The sequence below is a fragment of the Parabacteroides sp. HGS0025 genome (assembly GCF_000969845.1).
In the GTDB taxonomy this organism is placed as follows: Bacteria; Bacteroidota; Bacteroidia; order Bacteroidales; family Tannerellaceae; genus Parabacteroides; species Parabacteroides gordonii.
The window spans coordinates 909,507-932,162 of record NZ_KQ033902.1; the positions used below are offsets into that span (position 1 = coordinate 909,507).

The following is a 22,656-nucleotide window of genomic DNA, read 5'->3' on the forward strand; positions in this document are numbered from 1 at the left end:
TGAAATGAAATTGAACATCGCAGTCCTTCCCGGCGACGGTATCGGTCCCGAGATTGTAGAACAAGGCATGAAAGCCGTTAAAGCCGTATGTGAAAAATATGGTCACGAACTAAGTTATAAACACGCTCTGGTAGGAGCCGTAGCTATCGATGAAACAGGTAACCCGTATCCGGACGAAACACACGAACTCTGTATGCAGAGCGATGCTGTTTATTTCGGTGCGATCGGCTCTCCGAAATACGATAATAACCCGTCAGCCAAGGTACGTCCCGAACAGGGATTGCTGGGAATGCGTAAGAAACTGGGACTTTTTGCGAATATCCGCCCGGTAACAACTTTCCCGTCGTTGCTGCATAAGTCGCCGCTCCGTGCCGAACTGATTGAAGGAGCGGACTTCATGTGTATCCGTGAGCTGACAGGCGGTATGTATTTCGGTCGTCCGCAGGGTAGAAGCGAAGATGGTAACACGGCTTACGATACTTGTGTTTATACTCGCGAAGAGATCGAACGTATCGTTCGCCTGGCTTACCAGTATGCACAGAAACGTCGTAAGAAAGTAACGGTTGTCGACAAGGCGAACGTACTGGCTACTTCCCGTCTGTGGCGCCAGGTGGCTCAGGAGATCGAAAAGGAATATCCGGAGGTGGAAACCGAGTACATGTTTGTGGATAATGCCGCTATGCGTCTGGTTCAATGGCCGAAAAGCTTTGATGTGATGGTAACGGAGAATATGTTCGGCGATATCCTGACGGACGAAGCGTCTGTAATAACCGGTTCACTCGGTATGTTGCCTTCCGCTTCTATCGGTGTGCATACTTCGGTATTCGAGCCGATCCACGGATCTTACCCGCAGGCTGCCGGTAAGAACATTGCCAACCCGCTGGCAACGATCCTGAGTGCCGCCCTGATGTTCGAATATGCTTTCAATCTGATGGAAGAAGGCGCTCTGATCCGCGAAGCAGTTGCCGCCTCTATGGATGCAAACGTGGTAACGGAAGATATCGCAGAAAACGGCAAGGCTTACAAGACCAGCGAAGTAGGGGATTGGATTGCTGAATATATTGCAAAGAAATAATTTGATTACAACATCTAGTGAGAGTGTGTCAAAAGAATGTTTAGGATGCGATCCCGGGTCAAGCCCGGGATGACAGGATAGTGAGTTTTGACACACCCTCATCTTTATTTATCTCCATAATGATTTTTTGCTGAAACAACTGTAACGGTTATTTTTTCTTCTTCTATGGTATAGATCAAACGATTAAATTTGTCAATCCTTCTGCTCCAAAAACCGGACAGATTACCTTTTAGAGCTTCAACCTGGCCCGTTCCTGTGGTGGGGTGTTCTCTTAGTTCTAGGAGCAATCTTTCAATTTTGGTTGTTACAGCCTTATTCCCTGATTTTTTAAGTTCAGCTATGTCTTGTATGGCTTTTGGTGCAAATGCGATAATATATGCCATTTCATAGACTGTTTATGAAGTTTGTAATATCTTCTGTAGATTGTAAAACTACGGTAGTTTTAACTTTTCCCTCTTTGTACGCTTTTACCCGTTTTTCCACTTCGGCCATATTCTCCGGATCATCAAACCATGGATCGCCGCTTGGACTTGGATTGCTTGAAACTTCTACGCTCAAAGAATTTGCTTTGGTTTCCAAAATGTTTTCTATGAAAGCTTTTAAACTCTTGCCTTGTGAAGCAGCCATAATGGACAGCTTTTTCAAAGTGTCCACAGACAAATCTATATTTTTCCTTTTCTTTTCGATTGCTATTGTTGCCATAATCTTTCGTATTTTCCACAAAGGTATAAAATATACATCATATATACAATGTATATATATTGGATGGCTAAATATATCGTGAAGATATAGGTTGTAACCAATTGGAGCTGATATAAAAAGCCGGAATTAAGGAATGCAGGTTACGCATTCTTTAATTCCGGCTTTTTGACTTTTCCGGGCGATGATCATTCAATCACCGGGCGATCGTCTTCTTTCTTCTTTGCACTTTTTGTCGAGCGCGACTTGAGCACTGTCTTTTGTCGGTCGATAAGTACGTTTACATGGTCGATGAATGTTGCGTAAGGCGCTTCTCCGTTTACCAGGCAAAGAGCATTAACCATTTCTACAAGCGAGCGGTAAGCTCCCTCGGCTGCCAGGCGCGATTGTTTTACGATACCGGTTATACGTGAAGCTTCTTCTTCGGTACGCACTTGCGCAGAAGTCAGGTAGTTTTCCTCACGGGTCTCCATATTCGTTAACCAGGGAGAGAAAGCGGCGGCAGTCAGTTTGTTACTGTCTAAAGCCTTCAAGTCTTGAATCAGGTTATGCAATATACCGCTTTCTTCGGTTTGTGAAAGCGAAGTCGGGTCGCCGTATTTGTCGAACAGGCTTTTCACCTCGACAGCGGCCGAACTTGCTGCCTCTGTTGGATGCGCTATCATCGCCTTGACATAGGCATTCGCTCCGCGCCAGGCAGCATCCCGCAGATTGTCGGCCTCGGTAGCGGCGGCAGCCGAAGAAAGGCCGGCGGAGTCTTTCAGAGCATCGTCAAACGTATCTAATGCAGCCTTGAAATTGTCTTTTGCTGCCGTCAATGCCGGGGTAGCTCCTACGGAACTAGCCACGGCCGGCGCATCGTCGTTGACACTTTCGATAACGGGTCTGTCGTCTTCCCCTTCTTCAACGGGAAGATATGCAGTTTCAGCACTGACTTGTTGGAGGAAACCGAAGTCTTCTTCGGTGCGGAGTTGTTTCACATTAAGTGTGTTTATTTTCTTCATGATATTAGTTTGAAAAGTTTAATATTAAATACAGTATGGACAAATGTAGGTTTTTTCTCTGATATATTTCCCGTTCTCTTGGAAAAAGCGGGGATAGGAGCTCTAAAAAATTGTAAGCCCCGTCCCCGACGAGGACAGGGCTTACAGAAAATTAATGAAACTGTCCCCGGCGGGGAAAGTGCTTACAGAGTTTTTTTGACACTGTCCCTGCTGGGGACAGAGGGTACGGAAGTTTTTAGAGCGTGTCCCCTAACAGGACAGTGCTTATAGAAGTTTTTTGGTGCTGTCATTTATTCCTTTCCTACTTCTTTATAATATTCTTTTCCTTCATATTCAAAAAATACTACATAATATGGTTGATAAATTCCATTATAATGTCCTTGTAATCCAATGTTTGAATGAGCTTCAATTTCCCAACCGGGGGCATAATTTACTCGAACCTGGTCAGTAGAGCCATCACACACAAAAAGACGTGTAAAAGTAATCGGTCTTTCATTCTCATTAAAAAGAATACAAGTAAAGTTGGCAGTTACATATCCTCCAATATTAGCATAACTACTATGCCGAATCTCAACCTTCAGATTTGCCTGCACCTTATTAATAACAACAATCCTGCAAGTCGCAATCATTTTATTATCCTTTGTCTGGGCATTAATATAGGTTGTACCCTCATTTATAGCAGTGATATTCCCTTCTTGATCAACCGATGCAACATTCGTGTCAGAACTACTCCAGATAATCCCTTTATTAGTCGCATTCTGAGGAATAAAGAACAACTCTAATTGTATTTTATCCCCTTTTATCACTTCTAATGAAGAATTAGAAAAATAAATATCCTCAATAGATACTTCTTTTACATTTACCTTGCATACCGCCGTGTAATTTCCTTCTTCCGAAATGGCTGTTATTTCACAACTGCCGGGATACAGGATACGAACCATACCGGCTTCATCGACTGTCGCCACTTTTGTATCGGAAGAGCTCCATTTGACATTTTTATTTGTTGCCGATACAGGATCGAACGTAATACTTAACTGAATAGAATCACCGGCTACTGCTGATATATTATCTTTATTCAGTGTAATTCCATTTAATGGCATTGCCTCTATCTTTACATTACAAACGGCTTTTATCGCTTGGTCTTTCTTGGCATTTACTGTAACGACAGCTTCTCCGACTCCTATAGCTTTTACCACTCCTAACGGTGAGACTGTTGCTACTTTTTCGTCCGACGATTTCCATTCGACATCTTTATAAGTGGTGTTTTCCGGAGATATTGTATAGGATAGTTGTTCCGTTTCGCCGGATTTCAAAGTCAGCGCGGTTTTATTCAATTTTATACCGGCGGCGGCAACCGGTTTTACCTTTACCCGACAGGTTGCAACGAAAGGCTGTCCGTTGGCATCGCCTATTTCGGTGGTCGACACTTTGACTTCAGTTTCCCCTTCCTTTAAAGCTGTCAGTAATCCGTTGTCCGTCACTTTGGCTACACCGGCCGGACGGTAATCGATAAAGTCTGCTACTTCCCATTTGTACTTTGGAGTCGGAGCTTCCGAAGATATATGCGATACTTCAAACTGGTAAGTTTCTCCCACATAAATTTCAATCTCCGATTTATCCAGGCTAATGGCTGTTACGATGGGATCATCTTTCTGACAGGAATAAAAAAGAATTGTTGCAAAGGCAATTAGAATGTAAATAGATTGTTTCATATCGTTTTAATTTTTATAAGTGATTTAATAGCCAGGATTCTGCGTCACTCCTTGGTTTGTGGATACTTCATGTGAAGGGATTGGAAAAATACTTAAATGGTTGTCCGGCCAGCCGAAATAAGTCTGGTCATATTCCATGGTATTCAATAATAATTTCCCGGCATAGTTGTGGCTTGTGGAATAGGTGGATTTGTAAGTCTCCATTACTTTCCCTTTCTTTTCTCCGGTCAGCCAATTGTTCAGTGCTGCATAAAAAGCATTACCGGAAACGTTTTCATCTTTCAGCAATAGAACAACTCTCGACAATTCCCCCTTCAAAGAATAAGCTTGGATAAGATATTGCCGGATTTGTTCCCGCTTCATATAAGTGTATTCCGAATCCGTGTAATATAGCAAGGCTGCCTCTAAATCAGCTATGACTTCATCTAGGATTTTATTTCTGTTGCTTTCAGGGAAAATAGGACTTCCGCCATCCCATATTTTTAAAACCAATGGTGCTTTTCCATACCAGAGTGCTAATTGTAAATAGATATGCCCTCTTATTGCTAATAATTGTCCGATACTTCTTTCGTTAATATTATTTGTCGGATTCGTAGTTGTATACATTATGTCTAATGTGGGATTTACACGACTTGAACTTATCGCATATGCATCATTCCATAGCTGCTCGATTAACGGATCTCCTCCGGTATACTTTTTTTCTTTAACCGACGAATATTCCGTCTTATCATTTACTTCCAAATAAGCAGCATCCAGTTCATTCACGAAAGTGACAAATTCCGCATGTTTCGAATAGATCTCATTAATACTCTGTTGATAGTCAACTTCAGTAATACTATCCGGATTCAACATTTGGTTTAAAGGTTCTTTCCCGCAGCCGGTAAATAAGAGTCCGCAGGCGAATAAGCAGAGAAAACTTCTCATAATAAATTAAATTTTACCCTTCCTGTTTCCTCCGGAAAGATTAACAAAAAAAGAGGCGTGGAAACTGTTTTATGTCTTATCTGTCATAGAGGTATCCCCATACCCACCGTACAAATAATAAACAACAGCCCCACGCCAATATGATATAACAACACTCTACAGGAGAGTGTTTGATAATATCAAAGGCGTGAGCGTCTTCTGCTGTTATTAAACTTGTACGGTTTGAAAATTGGGGATTTTCTATGACAAGAATAATATCTTAAAAACGCTCTTTAAATATGTCCTTTCATACGTTCCTGTTTTTTTAGGTGTATGAAATTAACGCAAAAGTACAAAAATCATTTTATTTTCTGTTCCAAAACAATAGGTTTGTTATTTCGTCATCTTCATCAGTTCATCGATAACCGTCTGGTCGTATCCCATTTCGAGGGCTTTCTGGAAGTCGGCGGCGGCGGAAGTCTTTTCGTATTGAGCCAGTTTTACTTTACCTCTTAATACATATAACGAAGCACTCGGAGTACTTTCAGTGAAAACCTTGTTGATATCCGCCATGGCACGGGCATTCTTTCCCATCATGAAATAAACGTCTGCACGGCCTTCATACAAGAGCCAGTCGCGAGGCATCTGGCTGATCAGGTAATTGAATATCTTTTCGCTCTCGTCGTAGTTGCCACGCATCTTTTCGAGAATGGCGTGTCCCAGGCGGGCACGTACCGATTTCTCGTTGATCTCCATGATCTTGTCGAAATCCTGTTCGGCCCAGATATAATTCTTCTTTTGTATGTAGATCAATCCTCGGCAATAGAGCGCCTCTTCATTTGTCGGTTCTTCGATCAGAAGGGCGTTGTAGTCGTTCAAAGCCTTTTCCGTTTCGCCCATTTCAGAATATAGCGAAGCACGGTTTTCGAGAATTGTCGGGTTGTTGGGGCGTCCGCTTAGAGCGGCCGTGTATGAGAGTAAGGCTTCTTCCAACTTTCCCTGCCGGCGCTGGATACTTCCCAGATTGGTGAGCAAGGCATAGTTCATCGGGTTGCCCGGCTCTTTGCGCATGGCCGAACGCAGGCTCTCTTCTGCAGATACCAGGTCTTTTTTGTCCAGAAAATCGTAACTCTTTTCTATAAACTCTTCGTATGACTGGGCATAACTGCCGGTTGCCATCAGGAGGAAGAGAATGAATATCGGAAGTAGTCTCATACTGTTGTATTTATCTGTTATTTGGAATGTCCGGCAAAGCTACTCAAATATATTGTTCGGTGGCCGGATTAAAAAAACTTTATACCTTTGCCACATTTTATAAGACTTTTCGGGGCTTAGCTTGTTATAAGAGTAAAAGTGTTTAATTAAAAATGATAGATTTATGATATTATTAGATGTGTTGGCGTCCAATCCGAGATTGGAAGGGTTTATCAATTCCCTGATAGAGCAGGGCAGTCATTTGGGGTGGACAATCATTAAAGCGGTAATTGTATTTGTAGTAGGACGGTTTATTATCCGGATGATAAACAAACTTGTCCGCCGTATCTTAACCAAGCGCGATTTCGATCCGTCGGTAAAGACATTCGTAGGAAGCCTTGTCAATGTGACCTTGATGGTGCTGTTGATCATTTCGGTGGTCGGTGCGCTGGGGGTACAAACCACTTCGTTCGCTGCGCTGCTGGCTTCTGCCGGTGTTGCCATCGGTATGGCACTCAGCGGAAACCTGTCGAACTTTGCAGGCGGGCTGATCATATTACTTTTCAAGCCTTATAAAGTAGGCGATTATATCGAGTCGCAAGGCGTAGGAGGAACCGTAAGGGAAATACAGATCTTCCATACGATCCTGCTGACTGCGGACAATAAGAATATCTTTATCCCGAACGGCTCGTTGAGTAGCGGCGTCGTTACCAATATCGGCAATGAACCTACCCGCCGTGTGGAATGGACGTTCGGCGTAGAATACGGCAGCGATTTCAACCATGTTAAAAGCGTAATTGAAAACGTGCTGGCAAAAGAATCACGTGTATTGGATAACCCCGCACCTTTCATCGCTTTGAGCGCATTGGCCGATAGCAGCGTGAATGTCGTTGTTCGTGCCTGGGTAAAGAGTTCCGATTACTGGGGCGTGTATTTCGATACCAATAAGGCTATTTATGAGACATTCAATGCGGAAGGCATCGGTTTCCCGTTCCCACAACTGACGGTGCATCAGGTAAAAAACTGATTTTGTCCTCGAAATAAATCTTTTTGTTCAATAACCATCGGGGTTTGTTTGGCGGCTAATAATACGTTAAATAGTTGAACAAAAAGATTTATCTTTGTCTAGCAAATTGTGAAAATAAATAACTATAGAACGTTTTTAAGGTAAAAATATTAAGAACTTTATTTTATTACTTTAGTATTAATTTATTGATTATGAAAAGATGAAAAAGGCTCGCCATTATGGACGAGCCTTTTTTCTTATGGTGTTTATGAGTTCAGGCGGTCTACCGTCTTGACCCCTTTGACGGCCTTTATTTTTTTGACCAGCATATTCAGCGAGTTGGTATCCCTTACCAGCACGGCAAAGTTCCCTTGGAAGATACCGTCTACCGAGTCGATATTCAGCGAACGGAGCGTGACGCTGCTTTCTTTTCCTATCACGGAAGTGATGTTGGTAACGATCGTAATATCATCCCGTCCCACCACACGCAGCGTAACGATATAGCCATTGTCCCCCTTTCCGCTCCATTTGGCACGGATGATACGGTAACCGAAACGGCTGAACATCTCCTGCGCATTCGGGCAATCCAGACGGTGTATCTTGATACCTTGCGTGGAAACAAACCCGAAAACGTCGTCCCCATAGATCGGGTTACAGCATTTGGCCAACTTGTATTCTATGCCCGTCAGGTTTTTGTCGATCACAAGCACATCCTTGTTGGTGGATATCTCTTCCACTTCGGTAGTCTTGATGTACTCTTCCGCACTGCGGACTTCCGAACGGTCGTTTGCTTCGGTCTCCTTCCGAACATACTCCTGGTATTCGTCGATCACGTTATTGGCATCCAGGCGCTCCTCTGCTATTTCGATGTAGAAATCGGTGACGGTCTTGAAACCTTTCTTCTTGATGTAGCGCATCAGGTAAGGCTCGTCCATCTCGATCTTCCGGTTCTTAAAACGGCGTTGCAACATCTCCTTGGCAAAGTCGACCGCCTTGGCCGTCTCTTCGCGCAAAGCCTGTTTGATCTTCACACGGGCTTTGGAGGTAACGACGATATTCAGCCAGTCACGCTTCGGCGACTGCGTAGGGGAGGTGACGATTGAAACCGTATCCCCGTTATGCAGTACATATTTAATAGGTACATTCTTTTCGTTTACTTTGGCCGAAACGCATTTGCTTCCCAGCTTCGAGTGGATGGCAAAGGCAAAGTCGAGCACGGTAGCCCCTTTGGCCAGTTTGATCAGTTCGCCGGTAGGAGTGAAGACATATATCTCGTCTTTGTAGAGATCCATCTTGAAATCCTGCATCAGATCCAACGGATTATTCTCCTTCTCTTCCAAGGCGGCACGTACGGTGTTGAGGAACTCATCCAAGCCGCTTTCCTCTTTCACACCTTTGTATTTCCAATGGGCGGCCAGGCCACGCTCGGCGATCTCGTCCATGCGGCGGGTACGTATCTGTACTTCCACCCATTTATTCTGCGGCCCCATCACCGTGATATGAAGGCTTTCGTATCCATTCGTTTTCGGGATGGAGATCCAGTCTTTCATGCGGTTAGGGTTGGGCTGGTACATGTCGGTAATGATCGAATACACCTGCCAGCATTCCGAACGCTCTTTTTCCAGCGGCGTATCCAGTACGACACGGATCGCAAACAAGTCGTATATCCCTTCAAACTCGATCTTCTGCTTTTTCAGCTTATTATTAATGGAATGGATCGACTTGGTACGCCCTTTTATGTCGAACTGCAAACCGAGCTCCTGCAATTTCTTCTTGATAGGCGCAATAAACTCGGCAATATAGATGTCGCGCGAACGCTTTGTTTCATTCAACTTCTTTTTGATGAAATCATATTGCTTACGGTCGGTATACTTTAGCGACAAATCTTCCAGTTCGCTCTTGATTTTATAAAGTCCCAGGCGGTGAGCCAACGGGGCGTACAGGTACGACGCTTCGGTAGCCAGCCGCAGCCGGTCGTCGTCCTTCAACTGCTTGCCCAGGCGCATCAGGCAAAGACGGTCGGCAATCATAATCAGGATCACCCGCACATCTTCGGCAAACGAGAAAAGCAGGTGATGGAAGTTCTCGGAATTGACGGCCGTATTGCGTGCATACAGATCGGACGTCTTCAGCAATCGCCGGATGATGAGCGTCACGTCGGCATCGAAAGTCTTTTCGACCTCCTCGCAGGTAATGATCTTTTTCAGAACGGGACGATAGAGCAGGAGCGCAATCACGGAAGTCCGTTTCAGACCGATCTCCGTGGTTGCGATCAGGGCGGTATTTATATTTCGTATCAAGCCGTTGATGCCGTTCTTGTCTCTCCCGTAACAGTCGAGTGCGACAACACGCTGCATCAGCTCTTTCATTTTCCGTATATCTTCTTTTTGCAAGAAAGAATAAAGACTACGTAATAATTGTCTGTATTTCGAGAAGAAATCTTTTCTCTCCTCGTTAGTAAAGAACGGTTGTATATCCATAGTTGCGTCTCTTTTTTTACTGCCCATTTGAGGACAGGCCGTAAAACATACTGTAAAAGTATCTTTTTTCTCCGAATATCAATGCTATTCTAATGGTATTTTTATACATTTGCGAGAAGCATAGGCCAAAAGGCCATGAATAAAAGAAGAATACTAATTTTAAAAGATATGCTATGTTAAACGCAAACGATTTAAAACAGCTGGCGGACAAAGGAATCAGCGAACAGCAGATTGAAGAACAGCTAGCCTGTTTCGTAAAAGGCTTTCCTTATTTGGGTATCTCAGCCTCGGCTTCAGTCGAAAAAGGAATAATGGTTGTATCACAGGAAGATCAGGCTACTTATATGGAAGCCTGGGACGCTTACCTGGCTAAAAATAAACGAATCCTTAAGTTCGTTCCGGCGTCGGGTGCTGCCAGCCGCATGTTCAAGAACCTCTATGAGTTCCTGTCTGCTGCCTACGATGTGCCGACCACTGATTTTGAAAAGAAGTTCTTCAACGAAATCACCCGTTTCGCCTTTTATGAAAAATTGAATGCCGCTTGCGTGGCCAATGAAGGGAAAGATATCCCTGCCCTGGTAGCCGCCGGCAATTACAAAGCTGTCGTAGCCAACCTGCTGGAAGAAAAAGGGCTGAACTACGGACAACTCCCCAAAGGCTTGCTCCTTTTCCATAAGACAGCCGACAAGGTACGTACCTCTATGGAAGAACACTTGGCTGAAGGTGCCATGTATGCCAAGAACAATGCCGGTGAAGTCAATATCCATTTCACCGTCTCTCCCGAACATAAAGCCTTGTTCGAGAAACTGGTCAATGAAAAGAAACACGAATACGAAGAAAAATTCTCCGTTGCTTACGATATTTCTTTCAGCGTGCAGAAACCGAGCACCGACACGATTGCCGCCGATATGGAGAACAATCCTTTCCGCGATAAGAACGGTAAACTCTTGTTCCGTCCCGGTGGCCACGGTGCACTGATCGAAAACCTGAACGATATCGACGCTGATGTCGTATTCGTTAAGAACATCGATAATGTAGTTCCCGACAGCTTCAAATGCTCGACTGTTATCTTCAAGAAAGTGATTGCCGGCGTATTGGTAACGTTGCAGGATCGCATCTTCAACTATCTCAACCTGATTGAAACAGGCAAATACACACACGACCAGGTAGAAGAAATGATCCAGTTCCTTCAGAACGAACTCTGTGTGAAGAACCCGGAAATGAAACTGCTGGAAGATGCCGAACTGATCCTTTATATTAAAGGTAAGCTGTTGCGTCCGTTGCGCGTTTGCGGTATGGTGAAGAATGTAGGCGAACCGGGCGGTGGCCCGTTCCTGGCAGTCAACCCCGACGGAACTGTCTCTTTGCAGATCCTGGAAAGTTCCCAGATCGACCTGAAAGACCCTGTTAAGAAAGCCATGTTCGAGCAAGGCACCCACTTCAACCCGGTTGACTTGGTATGTGCTTTGAAGAACCATAAAGGAGAAAAATATGATTTACCGGAATATGTAGATAAGAATACCGGCTTTATCTCTTACAAGAGTAAGGACGGACGCGATCTGAAAGCGCTGGAATTGCCCGGCCTGTGGAACGGTGCGATGAGCGACTGGAACACGATCTTCGTAGAAGTGCCTATCGAAACATTCAACCCGGTGAAAACAGTTAATGACTTATTACGGTCTGAGCATCAATGATCAGTTTGATACTATAGATTGTATTGATTGAGGTTAAATTTTATCAGGGAAAGGCGGACTCGTGAGAGCCCGCCTTTTATCTGTACCTCTTTATATCTTCTTATATCTTCGGTAATTCCCACGGAGTGCGGTATTCCTTGCATAAGTATTTATCTGCTTCCGTATCGTGGAAACTCGTACCGTCCCATGATAATTTCTTTCCGGTACGATAGGCGATGTTACCCAGTTGGGAGAATTTTGCGATGTGGGCGCCGATCTCGATACTTGCATTACAGTTGCGGTTGCGCGATTTGATACACTCCAGATGGTTCTTCACATGGAGGTTCAGGCCGCCTTCGCCATAGGCTTTGTTGAGGGCGACGGCTTCCATACGGGCTTTGCCGTTTACCTTTTCGGGAATGACTTCCCAGCCGCCGCGATCGATAACCAGTGTGCCGTTCTCACCCACGAAGCCGAGCCCATGGTTACGTCCGTAAGCACCGTCGTCTATACCGATGGCATGATCCCACATCACGGTGAAATCGTCGAAAGTGTAAATCGTTTGAAGCAAATCGGGTGTTTCGCAGGCATCATCCGGGTAACCGAATTTGCCGCCCGAAGCCATGATGGAGTTCGGAGCCGTCACGTTCATACCGTAAAGCGCGTAATCCAGCAGATGGACGCCCCAGTCTGTCATCAGCCCTCCGGCATAATCCCAGAACCAGCGGAAAGTGAAGTGGAAGCGGTTGCGGTTGAACGGACGCAGGGGAGCCGGGCCGAGCCACATATCGTAATCTACACCTGCCGGAACGGGTTCGTCGGCCACAACGGGGATCGACGGGCACCATCCCTGGTAAGAGAAAACCCGTACGGTACGGATCTTGCCCAGCTTTCCGCTATGCACGAAAGCCATTGCATCCTGCCAGTGCGGGTCGCTGCGTTGCCATTGGCCTACCTGTACGACACGGTTGTATTTTTCGGCGGCGCGCACCATGATGTTACATTCTTCGATGCTGTTACCCAGCGGTTTTTCGCAATAAACGTCTTTACCGGCTTCGCAGGCGGCTACCATTTGCAGGCAGTGCCAATGGTCGGGTGTGCCGACGATAACGACGTCTACATCTTTGTTGTCGATCAGCTTCCGCCAGTCTTTGTAGAGGTGTTTTACCTTCTTACCGGTCAGCTTTTGCGTCTCGGCAGCCCTGTCGTTTAACACTTTTTCATCAATATCGGATAAAGCGATACATTCTACTTCCGGATTACGGAGGAAAGCCTGCAAATCGGAATAGCCCATCCCTTTGCAACCGATCAGGCCGACACGTATTTTGTCGTTGGCACCCACCGGGTTATTACCGGCTTTAATAAAGAAAGGATTGATAGAAATACCGGCTCCCAGGATCGCTGCCTGCCGGATAAAATCTCTGCGTGTTGTCATGGTCTATATGAATTAATAGTAAAGATACACAATTGTTAGTTAGACACCAAAAGTAAGAATAAAGCCCGGTATCCCCCAATAAAATATGTAATAAATATATAATATAGAGTATAAATCCGAAAAAGGAAAGTAAATTTGCAGCTGCTTTCGGAAGAAGGCGATGTAAAGAGTATCCACCAAAAATGAAACAAAATGAAGCTGACACGCTTATTAACCTGTCTTTTATTATGTGTTATGGGGATGTCCTGTATACAGGACGAAGCTCCTAATGCGGAAGCCGATATCGTGGTTTGTACGGTTCCGGCAGAGATATTACGACGCGAACCGATTATTGATAACGATAAAATAACCTTGATGGTTAAAGCCAATACCGACTTGTCGAAGCAGTCTCCCGAGTTTACTCTGACACCGGGGGCTACAATTTCACCGGCCAGCGGTACGACTCTCGATTTTAATTCTTCCCAGTATTATACCGTTACTTCCGAGGACGGAAGATGGAAAAAACGGTATGAAGTAACTTATATCGTTACGGGTATCGGTACGGAATATCATTTTGAAGATGTGAAACATGGCGGTAATGCCGGCTATGATATATTCTATGAATCTGACGGTAACGGCGGCAGCATCATGGACTGGGCCAGCGGTAACCCTGGCTTTGCCTTTACCGATATGAGTGCCCCGCGTGAGAATTATCCTACGATGGCGTCGAATGACGGTTATAAAGGAAAATGTGCCATGCTGGTGACCCGTTCGACCGGTAAATTCGGAGCAGATGTAGGAATGCCGATTGCTGCCGGAAACTTATTCATGGGTACATTCGATATGCTTAGTGCTATTACGGATGCTTTGAAGGCGACGAAATTCGGTATGCCGTTCGAACATGTGCCGACTTATCTGACCGGATATTATAAGTATAAGGCAGGAACAGAGTTTTCGGAGTCGGGCAAGATCGTACAGGGAAAACATGATATGTTCGATATATATGCCATCTTCTATGAAACCAGCGAAACGGTAAGGACGCTCGACGGAACCAACAAGTTCTCGCATCCGAACCTGGTATCGATCGCCCGTATCGAAGATGCTAAGGAAACGGATGAATGGACGCAATTCTATCTTCCTTTCAAAACTCTTCCGGGCAAGACGGTAGATAAAGCGAAGCTGGAAGCCGGACAGTATAACGTGGCCATCGTCTTTTCTTCAAGTATAGAAGGCGACTTGTTTAACGGTGCGGTAGGTAGTACATTATATATAGATGAAGTTGAACTGATCCATTCCGTGGAAGAATAAACCTGATAGAAATATGAGAAACAATCGATTTATAAGTATTCTGAGTCTGTTATTATTAGTGTCTGTCACTCTTTCGGCTCAGAAAGACCGGAATCAGGGGATCATCAAATCATCGTTGATCGGTCTGGAGTATGAAGTAAAAGCCGGTTTGAGTATCGGTGGTACGGCTCCGATCCCTTTGCCCAAAGAGATACGTTCTATCGACAGTTATAACCCGACTTTGCAGGTAGCTATCGAGGGGAATGTAACGAAATGGCTCGATCCTGCCCGCACTTGGGGCGTTATGGTTGCCCTGCGTCTCGAAACGAAGGGAATGAAAACGGATGCGCGTGTGAAGAATTATAAGATGGAGATTATCGGTGATGGCGGCGAGCTGATGAAAGGGTACTGGACGGGACAGGTAAAGACCAAGGTTAGCAATTCCTACCTGACTGTTCCTGTGTTGGCTGCCTGGCGTGTCTCTCCCCGTTGGAAACTGAATCTCGGCCCGTACGTGTCTTACCGCCTGGAAGGTGACTTTACCGGAAGCGTGTATGATGGTTACCTGCGCGAGAACGATCCGACAGGAAACAAGGTGATATTTGAAGACGGTAAAAGTGCTCCTTACGATTTCTCGAAAGACCTGCGCCGCTTCCAGTGGGGTATGCAACTCGGCGGTGAATGGAAAGCGTTCAAGCACTTGAATGTATATGCCGATCTGACCTGGGGATTGAATGATATCTTTAAGAAAGACTTTGATACGATCACTTTCGCCATGTATCCGATTTATCTGAATATCGGTTTCGGGTACGCGTTTTAAGAGCGCCTGTATTGCGACGGTGGCATCCCTTTAATCTGTTTGAACAGGGTACTGAAATGACGGGGATATTCAAAGCCGACGGCTTCGGATATCTCCGTTATATTTAGGGTTGATCCAGTCAACAACTGCGAAGCCTTTTCGATACGGATCATATTGATATAATCGTTTACCCCCATGTTGGTCAACGCTTTGAGCTTGGCATAAAGCGGGGTGCGGCTCATACCCATCTGGGTGGTCAGGAACTTGACGTCGAGTTCGCGGGAGGAGAGGTTATCATAGATCAGCTTGTTCAGCTTCAGCATGAATTCTTCATCCAGGTTGTTTGTCGGGGCGACAGTGGCCTCTGCCAGATGCAGATGGCTTTCCTTATATTTCTGCCGGATGGCTTCACGGTTCTTCAACTGGTTGGTGATAACGGCCAGCAGCAACTCCATATCGAATGGCTTGGCGAGGTAAGCGTCCGCTCCCAGTTTGTAACCCATCGTGGTACTGTCCAGATCGCCCCTTGCCGTGAGAAGCACTACCGGGATGTGGCTGGTGGCTATGTCTTCCTTGATCTTTTTGCATAGCTCGTAACCGTTCATCTTTGGCATCATGATATCGCTGACGATGATATCGGGATGTTTCTGGCTAATGATCTCCAAGGCTTCCTCTCCGTTGGCCGCTACATAAACATTCTTGAACGACTCTTGCAACGACTCTTTCAGGAAGGAACTTAACTCTTTCTTATCTTCAACGATAATGACGGAGTAGTTGCCGGTAGAGAACGCTGCCGGCTCCGACGGTGTTTCGACCGGCTGCCAGGTGTCGTACTGGTTTTCTTCGTTCGATGGATCATCATGGGCTGCACCGAGAGGCAGTTCGAAGAAGAAGGTTGCCCCACCGTCTGCATTATTCATCGCTCCGATCGTTCCACCGTGGCGTTCGATCAATACTTTGGCGAAAGACAGGCCGATACCGCTTCCCGACTTCTCATGGTTGCCCTGATAATAGCGGGTGAATAGCTTCGTGATATCCAGATTGCCCAGCCCGATCCCCTGATCGGCAACGCTGACATATACCTTGTCTTCCCGCAGTTGGCTGGACAGGGTGATCACTGTATTCGATGAGCTGAACTTCAACGCATTCATCAGCAGGTTCGAGAGGACGGTCGTACATTTCTGACCGTCGAAGGTAACCTGACTGATCCTGTCGTCCAGGTGGTAGTCTATCCGGATATTCCGGGCTTCCAACTCGCTTTCAAAGTCTTTGGCTATCGAGACGATCCATTCGTTGAGTGCATGGGGTGTTTTATGCAGCGGGCTCTTTGTTTCTTTCAGGCTGTTCATATCCAGTACCATGTTGATGATGTTACGCATATCGAGTACCTGTTTGTAGATGCCGCCCAGCTGGCCTTTCAGTGTATCCGGATCGTTCCAGCTATTTTTGTCGAGTATCCTTTTTAACGGGGCATAGATCAGTGTCAGCGGGGTACGCAGTTCGTGGCTGATATTGATCAGGAAATGGACTTTCTCTTCGTTTATCTTATTGGTATGTTGTTGTATCTTCCATTGCATTTTCCTGTTCCTGCGGCGGCGAGAAACGTAATCGAGCCGGAGCAACGTCAGGACGAACAGGATAATAAAAATGGCGTATACGTAAGGGCGCTGATACCAGGGAGGCGTCACCGTGATATGAAGCACGTCGGCCGGTTCGCTCCATTCACCGCTCTTCGAGTTGCAGGAAACCTGTATCGAATAGTTGCCGGGAGCCAGCATACGCAGGGAGAGGATGTGGCTGTATGTTTCGGTGTACTGGTTGTCGAGTCCGACCACCGTGTAGCGGTACAGCTTGTTTCTGAACACATCTTTTTCCATTGCGATCACCTTTATTTCTATCGAGCTGTGGGTGTGGGGGATTGTGATCCGGTTATCTTTGGTTTGTACTTTGTCGATGCAGGAATTTCCGTCCAGCAAGACATCCATCAGCCTGACTTCGGGCAACGGTTCTTCCTTGGTCGAAATGTTCTTGTTGATACGCAGCAAACCGGAAGCTCCCCCCAGATAGATATAATCGGAGATGGAAGATACCTGGTACTTATAGATGAACTCGTTAGTCGTATAGCCATCCGATTCTCCCCACGAAGCGAACCGTTTCTTTTTCAGGTCGTAAGTGAACAACATGTTGCGTGCACCGATCCAAAGCCGTTCCTGTTCATCCAGCAGGAGGGTGGATACGCTATTGAACAGCTTGGTTTCGATCTTGGTGAACTCTTTTGTATGGGAGTCGAAATAGCCGAAACCATACTCCGTCCCGATCCAGAAAATACCGTTCTTGTCGCGGGCAACGGCCTTGATCGTTTCATGTTGCCCGATACTGAGCAACACCCGCAGCGTGTCATTCCCGTGACGTACTTCGTACAGTTTATTGCTTTGGATGATATAGGCGGCATGTTCGTCTGCACAAACCATTTTCATGGCACCGACAGCGAGCCTGTTCCCGTCTATTTTCAAGAAAGAAAACTTTCCGGCACGTCTGTTGTAGCTGATGGCATTCTTCCCGATGAAATAGAACCATTCGTCCGTAACCTGGTAAGCCAGGTTGACGTAACTGCTGAAACATTGGTCGATCGTTGTTTCCTTGTCTATGATATAGAAGGGACGGGATTGGCCCGTTTCTTTGTTGAAAAGGAAGATGCCTGTCGTGTATAAGGAAACCAATAGTTCCGTATCCGAATAGTCGGTAATGGAAACCACTTTGTCGCCGTAAGTGGACGGATAATGTTTGAAGGTATCCGTATAAGGGTTATACTGGTTGATGCCGCCGCCGTCTGTCCCGATCCATAACCGTCCTTTTTTGTCCTCATGGATACTGACTACCGACTTTTCGCTCAACCCGCTGGTACGGTTGAGGGGGACATCCTTGTATGTTTTCATAAAGACTTCCTTGATGCCTATCATACCGCCTCTGACCGTCCCGGCCCAGATGTTACCCTGGTTATCCTGATAAATACATTTGATGGAGTTGACGGGGATAGAGTTCATATCGCCCGGCGTGTGCATGATGGATGATATGTCGGAAGGATCGTTCTTATCCATTATATTAATGCCGCCGCCGTCGGTCGCGATCCACAGCTTATTCTCTCTTTCTGTGATATCGAGTACCACATCGTTCGTCAGCTTTGAGTTTTGGGTGGAGATATGGTAGAGTTGTTTCCCGTCCGTACCATAACAGACGATCCCTTCTTTGTAAGAGGAAAGGTAAAGCTTCTTTTCACTGTCGAGCCAGGCCGCATTCAGGTTTGTCTGAAGCGGATAGTTCGTAGGGGTGACGGTTCCGGTGACAAAGTTGTATCGCAATGTCCCGGCATTGGGTGAAACCAGCAATAGCTCGTCTTCATCCCAGAGGAACATATAAAATGGATTGAACGGGGAGGAATCGGCTTGCATGATAGGCTTCTTACGAAGGCTTTTCTCTTTATAATCGTATATATAAAGTCCGCCGTTCGTGCTGAAAAGGATAGCTCCTTCCACAAGATGGAAGGAATTGACGGAGATGATTTTCCCTTCATATTCTACGGGTAGAAAAGAATCGCTACTTTTCTCATACAGGGTCAACCCGTTGTTGGTAGATATCCAGATGTTGTTAAGGGAATCTTCGGTGATAAAATAGATCGTATTTCCGGGGAGGGAATGAGGGTTGTCTTTCTCATGGAAATAACTTTTCATATCGTAACGGTCGAAACAATTCAGTCCTGAAGCTGTCCCGATCCAGATCAATCCTTTATTATCGGCGAGGATGGTGTTTACTGTTGTCTGCGAGAGTCCTTTGTCGAGGCTCAGTTGTTGGAAATAATAACTGGGATTGCTCCCTTTCATAGATCCGGTGCAAAAAAACAGTAAAATCAGAAAGTATAAAGTTTGTGTAACAGAGGTTCTTTCCATCATATCTCATTCTAACTACTGCAAATGTAGTAAAAGCAATCTGAACTTGAAAATAGCAGACTTAATTAGAACTTCGGGATGAATTTTGACATGAAAAGTACGCTTTTTGACATCGGGATGTGACGGAAAATGCAACTTTGCGTTGTGAATAGTTAACTAATTATAAACGCTTATGGTATAGTAAGAGTTGATTTTTTACATGAGGTAAACCACTGGGTAGTTACCCGTCTTGAGAACTTTATTTTATTATTTAAAATTTGATTTTATGAAAAAATCTGTTGTAACATTCTTATTGATGTTATGTTGTTTTGTTGGTTTTGCTCAGCAAAACGTGAATGGCGTTGTGCTCGAAGAGGCAACGTCGGAGCCCCTGGCCGGAGCCGCTGTTCAGGTGAAAAATTCCCTGAACGGAACGATTGCCGATGCGGATGGAAAGTTTTCCATTACCGTATCGCCCGGAGAGACTTTGTTGGTATCGTATATCGGCCTGATCCCGCAGGAAATACTTGTGAAGGAAGGCATGTCGAATTTAACAATTAAAATGGTTAGTGACGCAGTGGATTTAAGTGAAGTAGTAGTCGTAGGCTATGGTGTTCAGAAGAAAGTGAATCTGACAGGTTCGGTTTCTTCGGTAAAAGGCGAGGTGTTGGAACGTCGCCCGGTAGCTGATGCCGTGCAGAGCCTGCAAGGGATGGTTCCGGGGTTGCTGGTGAGCAATTCCAGCGGAGGCCGTCCCGGTGGTACCGGTTCTCTGACCTTGCGCGGACAGGGAAACCTTGATAATAATGCTGAACCTTATATCCTTGTCGATGGAGTGGAAATGAGCCTTTCGGATGTCAACCCCAGCGATATTGAAAACATTTCGGTATTGAAAGATGCGGCGGCTTGTGCTATCTACGGGGCGCGTGCAGCTTATGGTGTGATCCTGGTGACTACCAAGAAAGGGGAGGAAGGAAAGATGCGTATCAACTATCAGGGGACAGTGGGCTGGAGCTCTCCGACTGTTTTGCCGGATATGGTTAATTCGTACGATTTTGCACAGTACTGGAATGCAGGTGCCGTAAATGCCGGTTCACCCCGTTTATACAGTGATGAGAAGCTGGGTATGCTGCAACAGTATATCAATAATCCCGGCAGCATAGATCCCTGGTTCGAACTGTCTCCCAATGCAAATATGAACCCGGCTTTCGAGAACTCGGAGTCAGGTGTAGGTAATGTGGACTATTTCGATTTGCATTACAAGAACTGGGCGTTCAAGCAGAACCATAATATCAGCCTGAGCGGTGGCGGTAAAGCGGCACAGTATTATATCTCGGGCGGATACTATTCGGAAGACGGAATCCTTCGTTATGCCGATATGGATTATAAACGTTATAATTTCGCAGCCAATATTACTTCGCAGCTGACCAACTGGATGAAGCTGAAAGTGAATACCAAGTTCATGCATTCCGACCAGAATACGCCGTTTGGTGATGGCGGTATCAGCGAAGGTTTCTATCATTCACTGGCGCGTTTCCGTCCGACGGTTTCTCCGGTCGACCCGAACGGAAACTTTACGGAGCTGACTATGATCCCTTATCTGCAAAGCGGTACTTATACGAATACGCAGCGCGACAACATGAATATCACAGCCGGTCTCGAAATCAATCCGCTAAAGAACTGGTTTATATTCTTCGACTATACCTATAAGATGGGTAATAAGGAATATGAAGCGCTGAATGTCAGCCCGCTTATTTATGGTGCCGACGGTGTGAGCACTTCCCTGGGAGTACGTTCGGAGTTAGGCATGTCGCCCGACGGTAAGTTTACCCGCAGCTATGACCGTTCACGTTATCAGTCGGTTAACTTATATACAAATTATCTTTTCACACTGGCCGAAAAGCATAACTTCACTTTGATGGCCGGTTTTCAGGAAGAAGATTACAGCTACAGCCTGATGAAGAACTCTATTACAGGACTGTATTCAACCACTAATCCGAACGTCGGTATGGGAACAGGCGACAAAACGGTGGTCGATACCCGCAACGGTTGGGCTACCCGCGGTTTCTTCGGACGTATCAATTATGATTATGACGGACGTTACCTGGTGGAACTGAATGGCCGTTACGATGGCTCTTCCCGTTTCGCTTCCGGCAACCGCTGGGGTTTCTTCCCTTCCGTTTCACTGGGATGGAATATCACCCGCGAGGAGTTCATGAGCTCTGTGACGGATGTATTATCGAACCTGAAGCTCCGTGCTTCTTATGGTTTGTTGGGGAATCAGGCCGGTGCAGCCCTTTATACGTTTGCTGCAACGATGGCGTTGAATGATGGTCTGGGTAATTATATCTTCTCCGACGGACGTCATGTCTTTACAAAAGCTCCGGGGGTAGTGAATCCGAATACGACCTGGGAAAAAGTAGAAAGTAAGAATATCGGTATCGATTTCGGCTTCTTAGGAAATACATTGACCGGTACGCTCGACGTATTCCAGCGCGATACAAAAGATATGTTAGGCCCGGGAGTCGATTTCCCTGATTTCTTCGGAGCCGATGCTCCTAAAACAAATAACGCACGTATGCGTAACCGGGGTTGGGAATTGGCATTGAACTATCGCGGACAGATCGGTTCTGATATCCAGTACTCTGTCGGCGGTTCAATCTCCGATGCCATTTCGGAAGTAACCGAATATGCCAACCCGACCGGAACGAATCCCAAAGATAACTGGTACACCGGCAAGAAGGTGGGTGAGATCTGGGGCTATCGTGCCGATGGCCTGATCCAGACACAGGAAGAAGCGGATGCTTATAATGAAAAATACGACCTGTCATTTATCAGCGGTAAGCCTTGGACACCGGGCGATGTTAAATACCGCGACCTGAATGGCGACAACAAAGTGAACAACGGTACCAACACATTAGACGATATGGGCGATATGACGGTGATCGGTAATACGACCCCGCGTTATCAATATACCGTGAATGGTTCTATCAGTTGGAAAGGTATCAGCCTGAGCATGATGTTCCAGGGAGTCGGCAAACGCGACTGGAATCCGGGTACAGGTGCTTATTTCTGGGGTAGCGGCCCGTATGCACAGGTTACCGTATTCAAGGAACACCTGGATTACTGGAGTGAATCCAATCCTGGAGCTTATTATCCGAAGCCTTATATCCATACGGCAGGCGGTGTTGTTCCGTTCCGCGATAAAACAATGACTACCAGCGACCGGTATATCCAGAGCGGTGCTTATTGCCGCCTGAAAAACCTGACAGTGAGCTATGATCTGCCTACTATCTGGACAAATAAAGTCGGATTACAGAAGGCTCAGGTATTCTTCTCCGGTGAGAACCTGCTGACTTTTACAAAGTTGAAAGGCATGTTCGACCCTGAATCGATCTATACAAAAAATGATTATACCAGTGAAGGTGGTAAGAACTATCCGATGAACCGTGTTCTGTCTGTAGGTTTGGTTGTTAATTTATAATTT

The 22,656-nt window shown here is 45.8% G+C and carries 15 protein-coding genes; 6 read left to right on the plus strand and 9 right to left on the minus strand.

The window, feature by feature from the left end; translation table 11 throughout:
* Nucleotides 1-4: 4 nt before the first annotated feature.
* Nucleotides 5-1,075 (plus strand): 3-isopropylmalate dehydrogenase, encoded by a 1,071-nt coding sequence (gene leuB, locus HMPREF1212_RS03210; protein ID WP_046148411.1) that lies wholly within the window; start codon nt 5-7, stop codon nt 1,073-1,075.
* 104 nt (nt 1,076-1,179) lie between these two features.
* Here the strand turns inward: leuB and HMPREF1212_RS03215 are convergent, their stop codons facing one another.
* From HMPREF1212_RS03215 to HMPREF1212_RS03240, 6 genes are all read right to left on the minus strand, one after another.
* Nucleotides 1,180-1,458, minus strand: coding sequence for a Txe/YoeB family addiction module toxin (locus HMPREF1212_RS03215; protein WP_046148412.1), 279 nt, complete (start codon nt 1,456-1,458; stop codon nt 1,180-1,182).
* A 1-nt stretch (nt 1,459) separates the two neighbouring features.
* Complete coding sequence (locus HMPREF1212_RS03220; protein WP_046148413.1) at nt 1,460-1,777, minus strand: hypothetical protein; 318 nt, start codon at nt 1,775-1,777, stop codon at nt 1,460-1,462.
* A 185-nt stretch (nt 1,778-1,962) separates the two neighbouring features.
* Nucleotides 1,963-2,778, minus strand: a complete 816-nt coding sequence (locus HMPREF1212_RS03225) for a DUF6261 family protein (RefSeq protein WP_046148414.1) — start codon at nt 2,776-2,778, stop codon at nt 1,963-1,965.
* A gap of 290 nt (nt 2,779-3,068) precedes the next feature.
* Nucleotides 3,069-4,490: an Ig-like domain-containing protein gene (locus HMPREF1212_RS03230; protein ID WP_046148415.1), complete on the minus strand. Its 1,422-nt coding sequence runs from the start codon at nt 4,488-4,490 to the stop codon at nt 3,069-3,071.
* 24 nt (nt 4,491-4,514) lie between these two features.
* Entirely contained in the window at nt 4,515-5,414 is a 900-nt protein-coding gene (locus HMPREF1212_RS03235) for a RagB/SusD family nutrient uptake outer membrane protein (RefSeq protein WP_082099811.1), read from the minus strand.
* A 372-nt stretch (nt 5,415-5,786) separates the two neighbouring features.
* On the minus strand, nt 5,787-6,608 hold the full coding sequence (locus HMPREF1212_RS03240; RefSeq protein WP_028726079.1) for a tetratricopeptide repeat protein: 822 nt from the start codon (nt 6,606-6,608) through the stop codon (nt 5,787-5,789).
* A gap of 163 nt (nt 6,609-6,771) precedes the next feature.
* Between HMPREF1212_RS03240 and HMPREF1212_RS03245 the strand changes: the two genes are divergently transcribed.
* The gene (locus HMPREF1212_RS03245; RefSeq protein WP_046148417.1) at nt 6,772-7,614 is read left to right on the plus strand and encodes a mechanosensitive ion channel family protein; all 843 of its coding nucleotides are present in this window, start codon (nt 6,772-6,774) and stop codon (nt 7,612-7,614) included.
* A 245-nt stretch (nt 7,615-7,859) separates the two neighbouring features.
* Here HMPREF1212_RS03245 and HMPREF1212_RS03250 read toward each other — a convergent pair whose 3' ends face one another.
* Complete coding sequence (locus HMPREF1212_RS03250) at nt 7,860-10,073, minus strand: RelA/SpoT family protein (protein ID WP_046148418.1); 2,214 nt, start codon at nt 10,071-10,073, stop codon at nt 7,860-7,862.
* Between the two features lie 173 nt (nt 10,074-10,246).
* Between HMPREF1212_RS03250 and HMPREF1212_RS03255 the strand changes: the two genes are divergently transcribed.
* A complete protein-coding gene (locus HMPREF1212_RS03255) occupies nt 10,247-11,767 on the plus strand; it encodes a DUF4301 family protein (protein WP_028726076.1) in 1,521 nt (506 codons plus the stop codon).
* Between the two features lie 100 nt (nt 11,768-11,867).
* Here the strand turns inward: HMPREF1212_RS03255 and HMPREF1212_RS03260 are convergent, their stop codons facing one another.
* Nucleotides 11,868-13,181 (minus strand): Gfo/Idh/MocA family protein, encoded by a 1,314-nt coding sequence (locus tag HMPREF1212_RS03260; RefSeq protein WP_046148419.1) that lies wholly within the window; start codon nt 13,179-13,181, stop codon nt 11,868-11,870.
* A gap of 192 nt (nt 13,182-13,373) precedes the next feature.
* On the opposite strand from HMPREF1212_RS03260, the gene HMPREF1212_RS03265 reads away from it, so the two are divergent.
* Complete coding sequence (locus HMPREF1212_RS03265; protein WP_046148420.1) at nt 13,374-14,468, plus strand: PCMD domain-containing protein; 1,095 nt, start codon at nt 13,374-13,376, stop codon at nt 14,466-14,468.
* A 13-nt stretch (nt 14,469-14,481) separates the two neighbouring features.
* Nucleotides 14,482-15,267 (plus strand): porin family protein, encoded by a 786-nt coding sequence (locus HMPREF1212_RS03270; RefSeq protein ID WP_046148421.1) that lies wholly within the window; start codon nt 14,482-14,484, stop codon nt 15,265-15,267.
* On the opposite strand, the gene HMPREF1212_RS03275 is transcribed toward HMPREF1212_RS03270, so the two are convergent.
* The gene (locus HMPREF1212_RS03275; RefSeq protein WP_232430040.1) at nt 15,264-19,124 is read right to left on the minus strand and encodes a hybrid sensor histidine kinase/response regulator transcription factor; all 3,861 of its coding nucleotides are present in this window, start codon (nt 19,122-19,124) and stop codon (nt 15,264-15,266) included. The two genes, HMPREF1212_RS03270 and HMPREF1212_RS03275, sit on opposite strands and share 4 nt — an antisense overlap.
* 331 nt (nt 19,125-19,455) lie before the next feature.
* On the opposite strand from HMPREF1212_RS03275, the gene HMPREF1212_RS03280 reads away from it, so the two are divergent.
* Nucleotides 19,456-22,653 (plus strand): SusC/RagA family TonB-linked outer membrane protein, encoded by a 3,198-nt coding sequence (locus tag HMPREF1212_RS03280; protein ID WP_028726071.1) that lies wholly within the window; start codon nt 19,456-19,458, stop codon nt 22,651-22,653.
* Nucleotides 22,654-22,656: the final 3 nt, after the last annotated feature.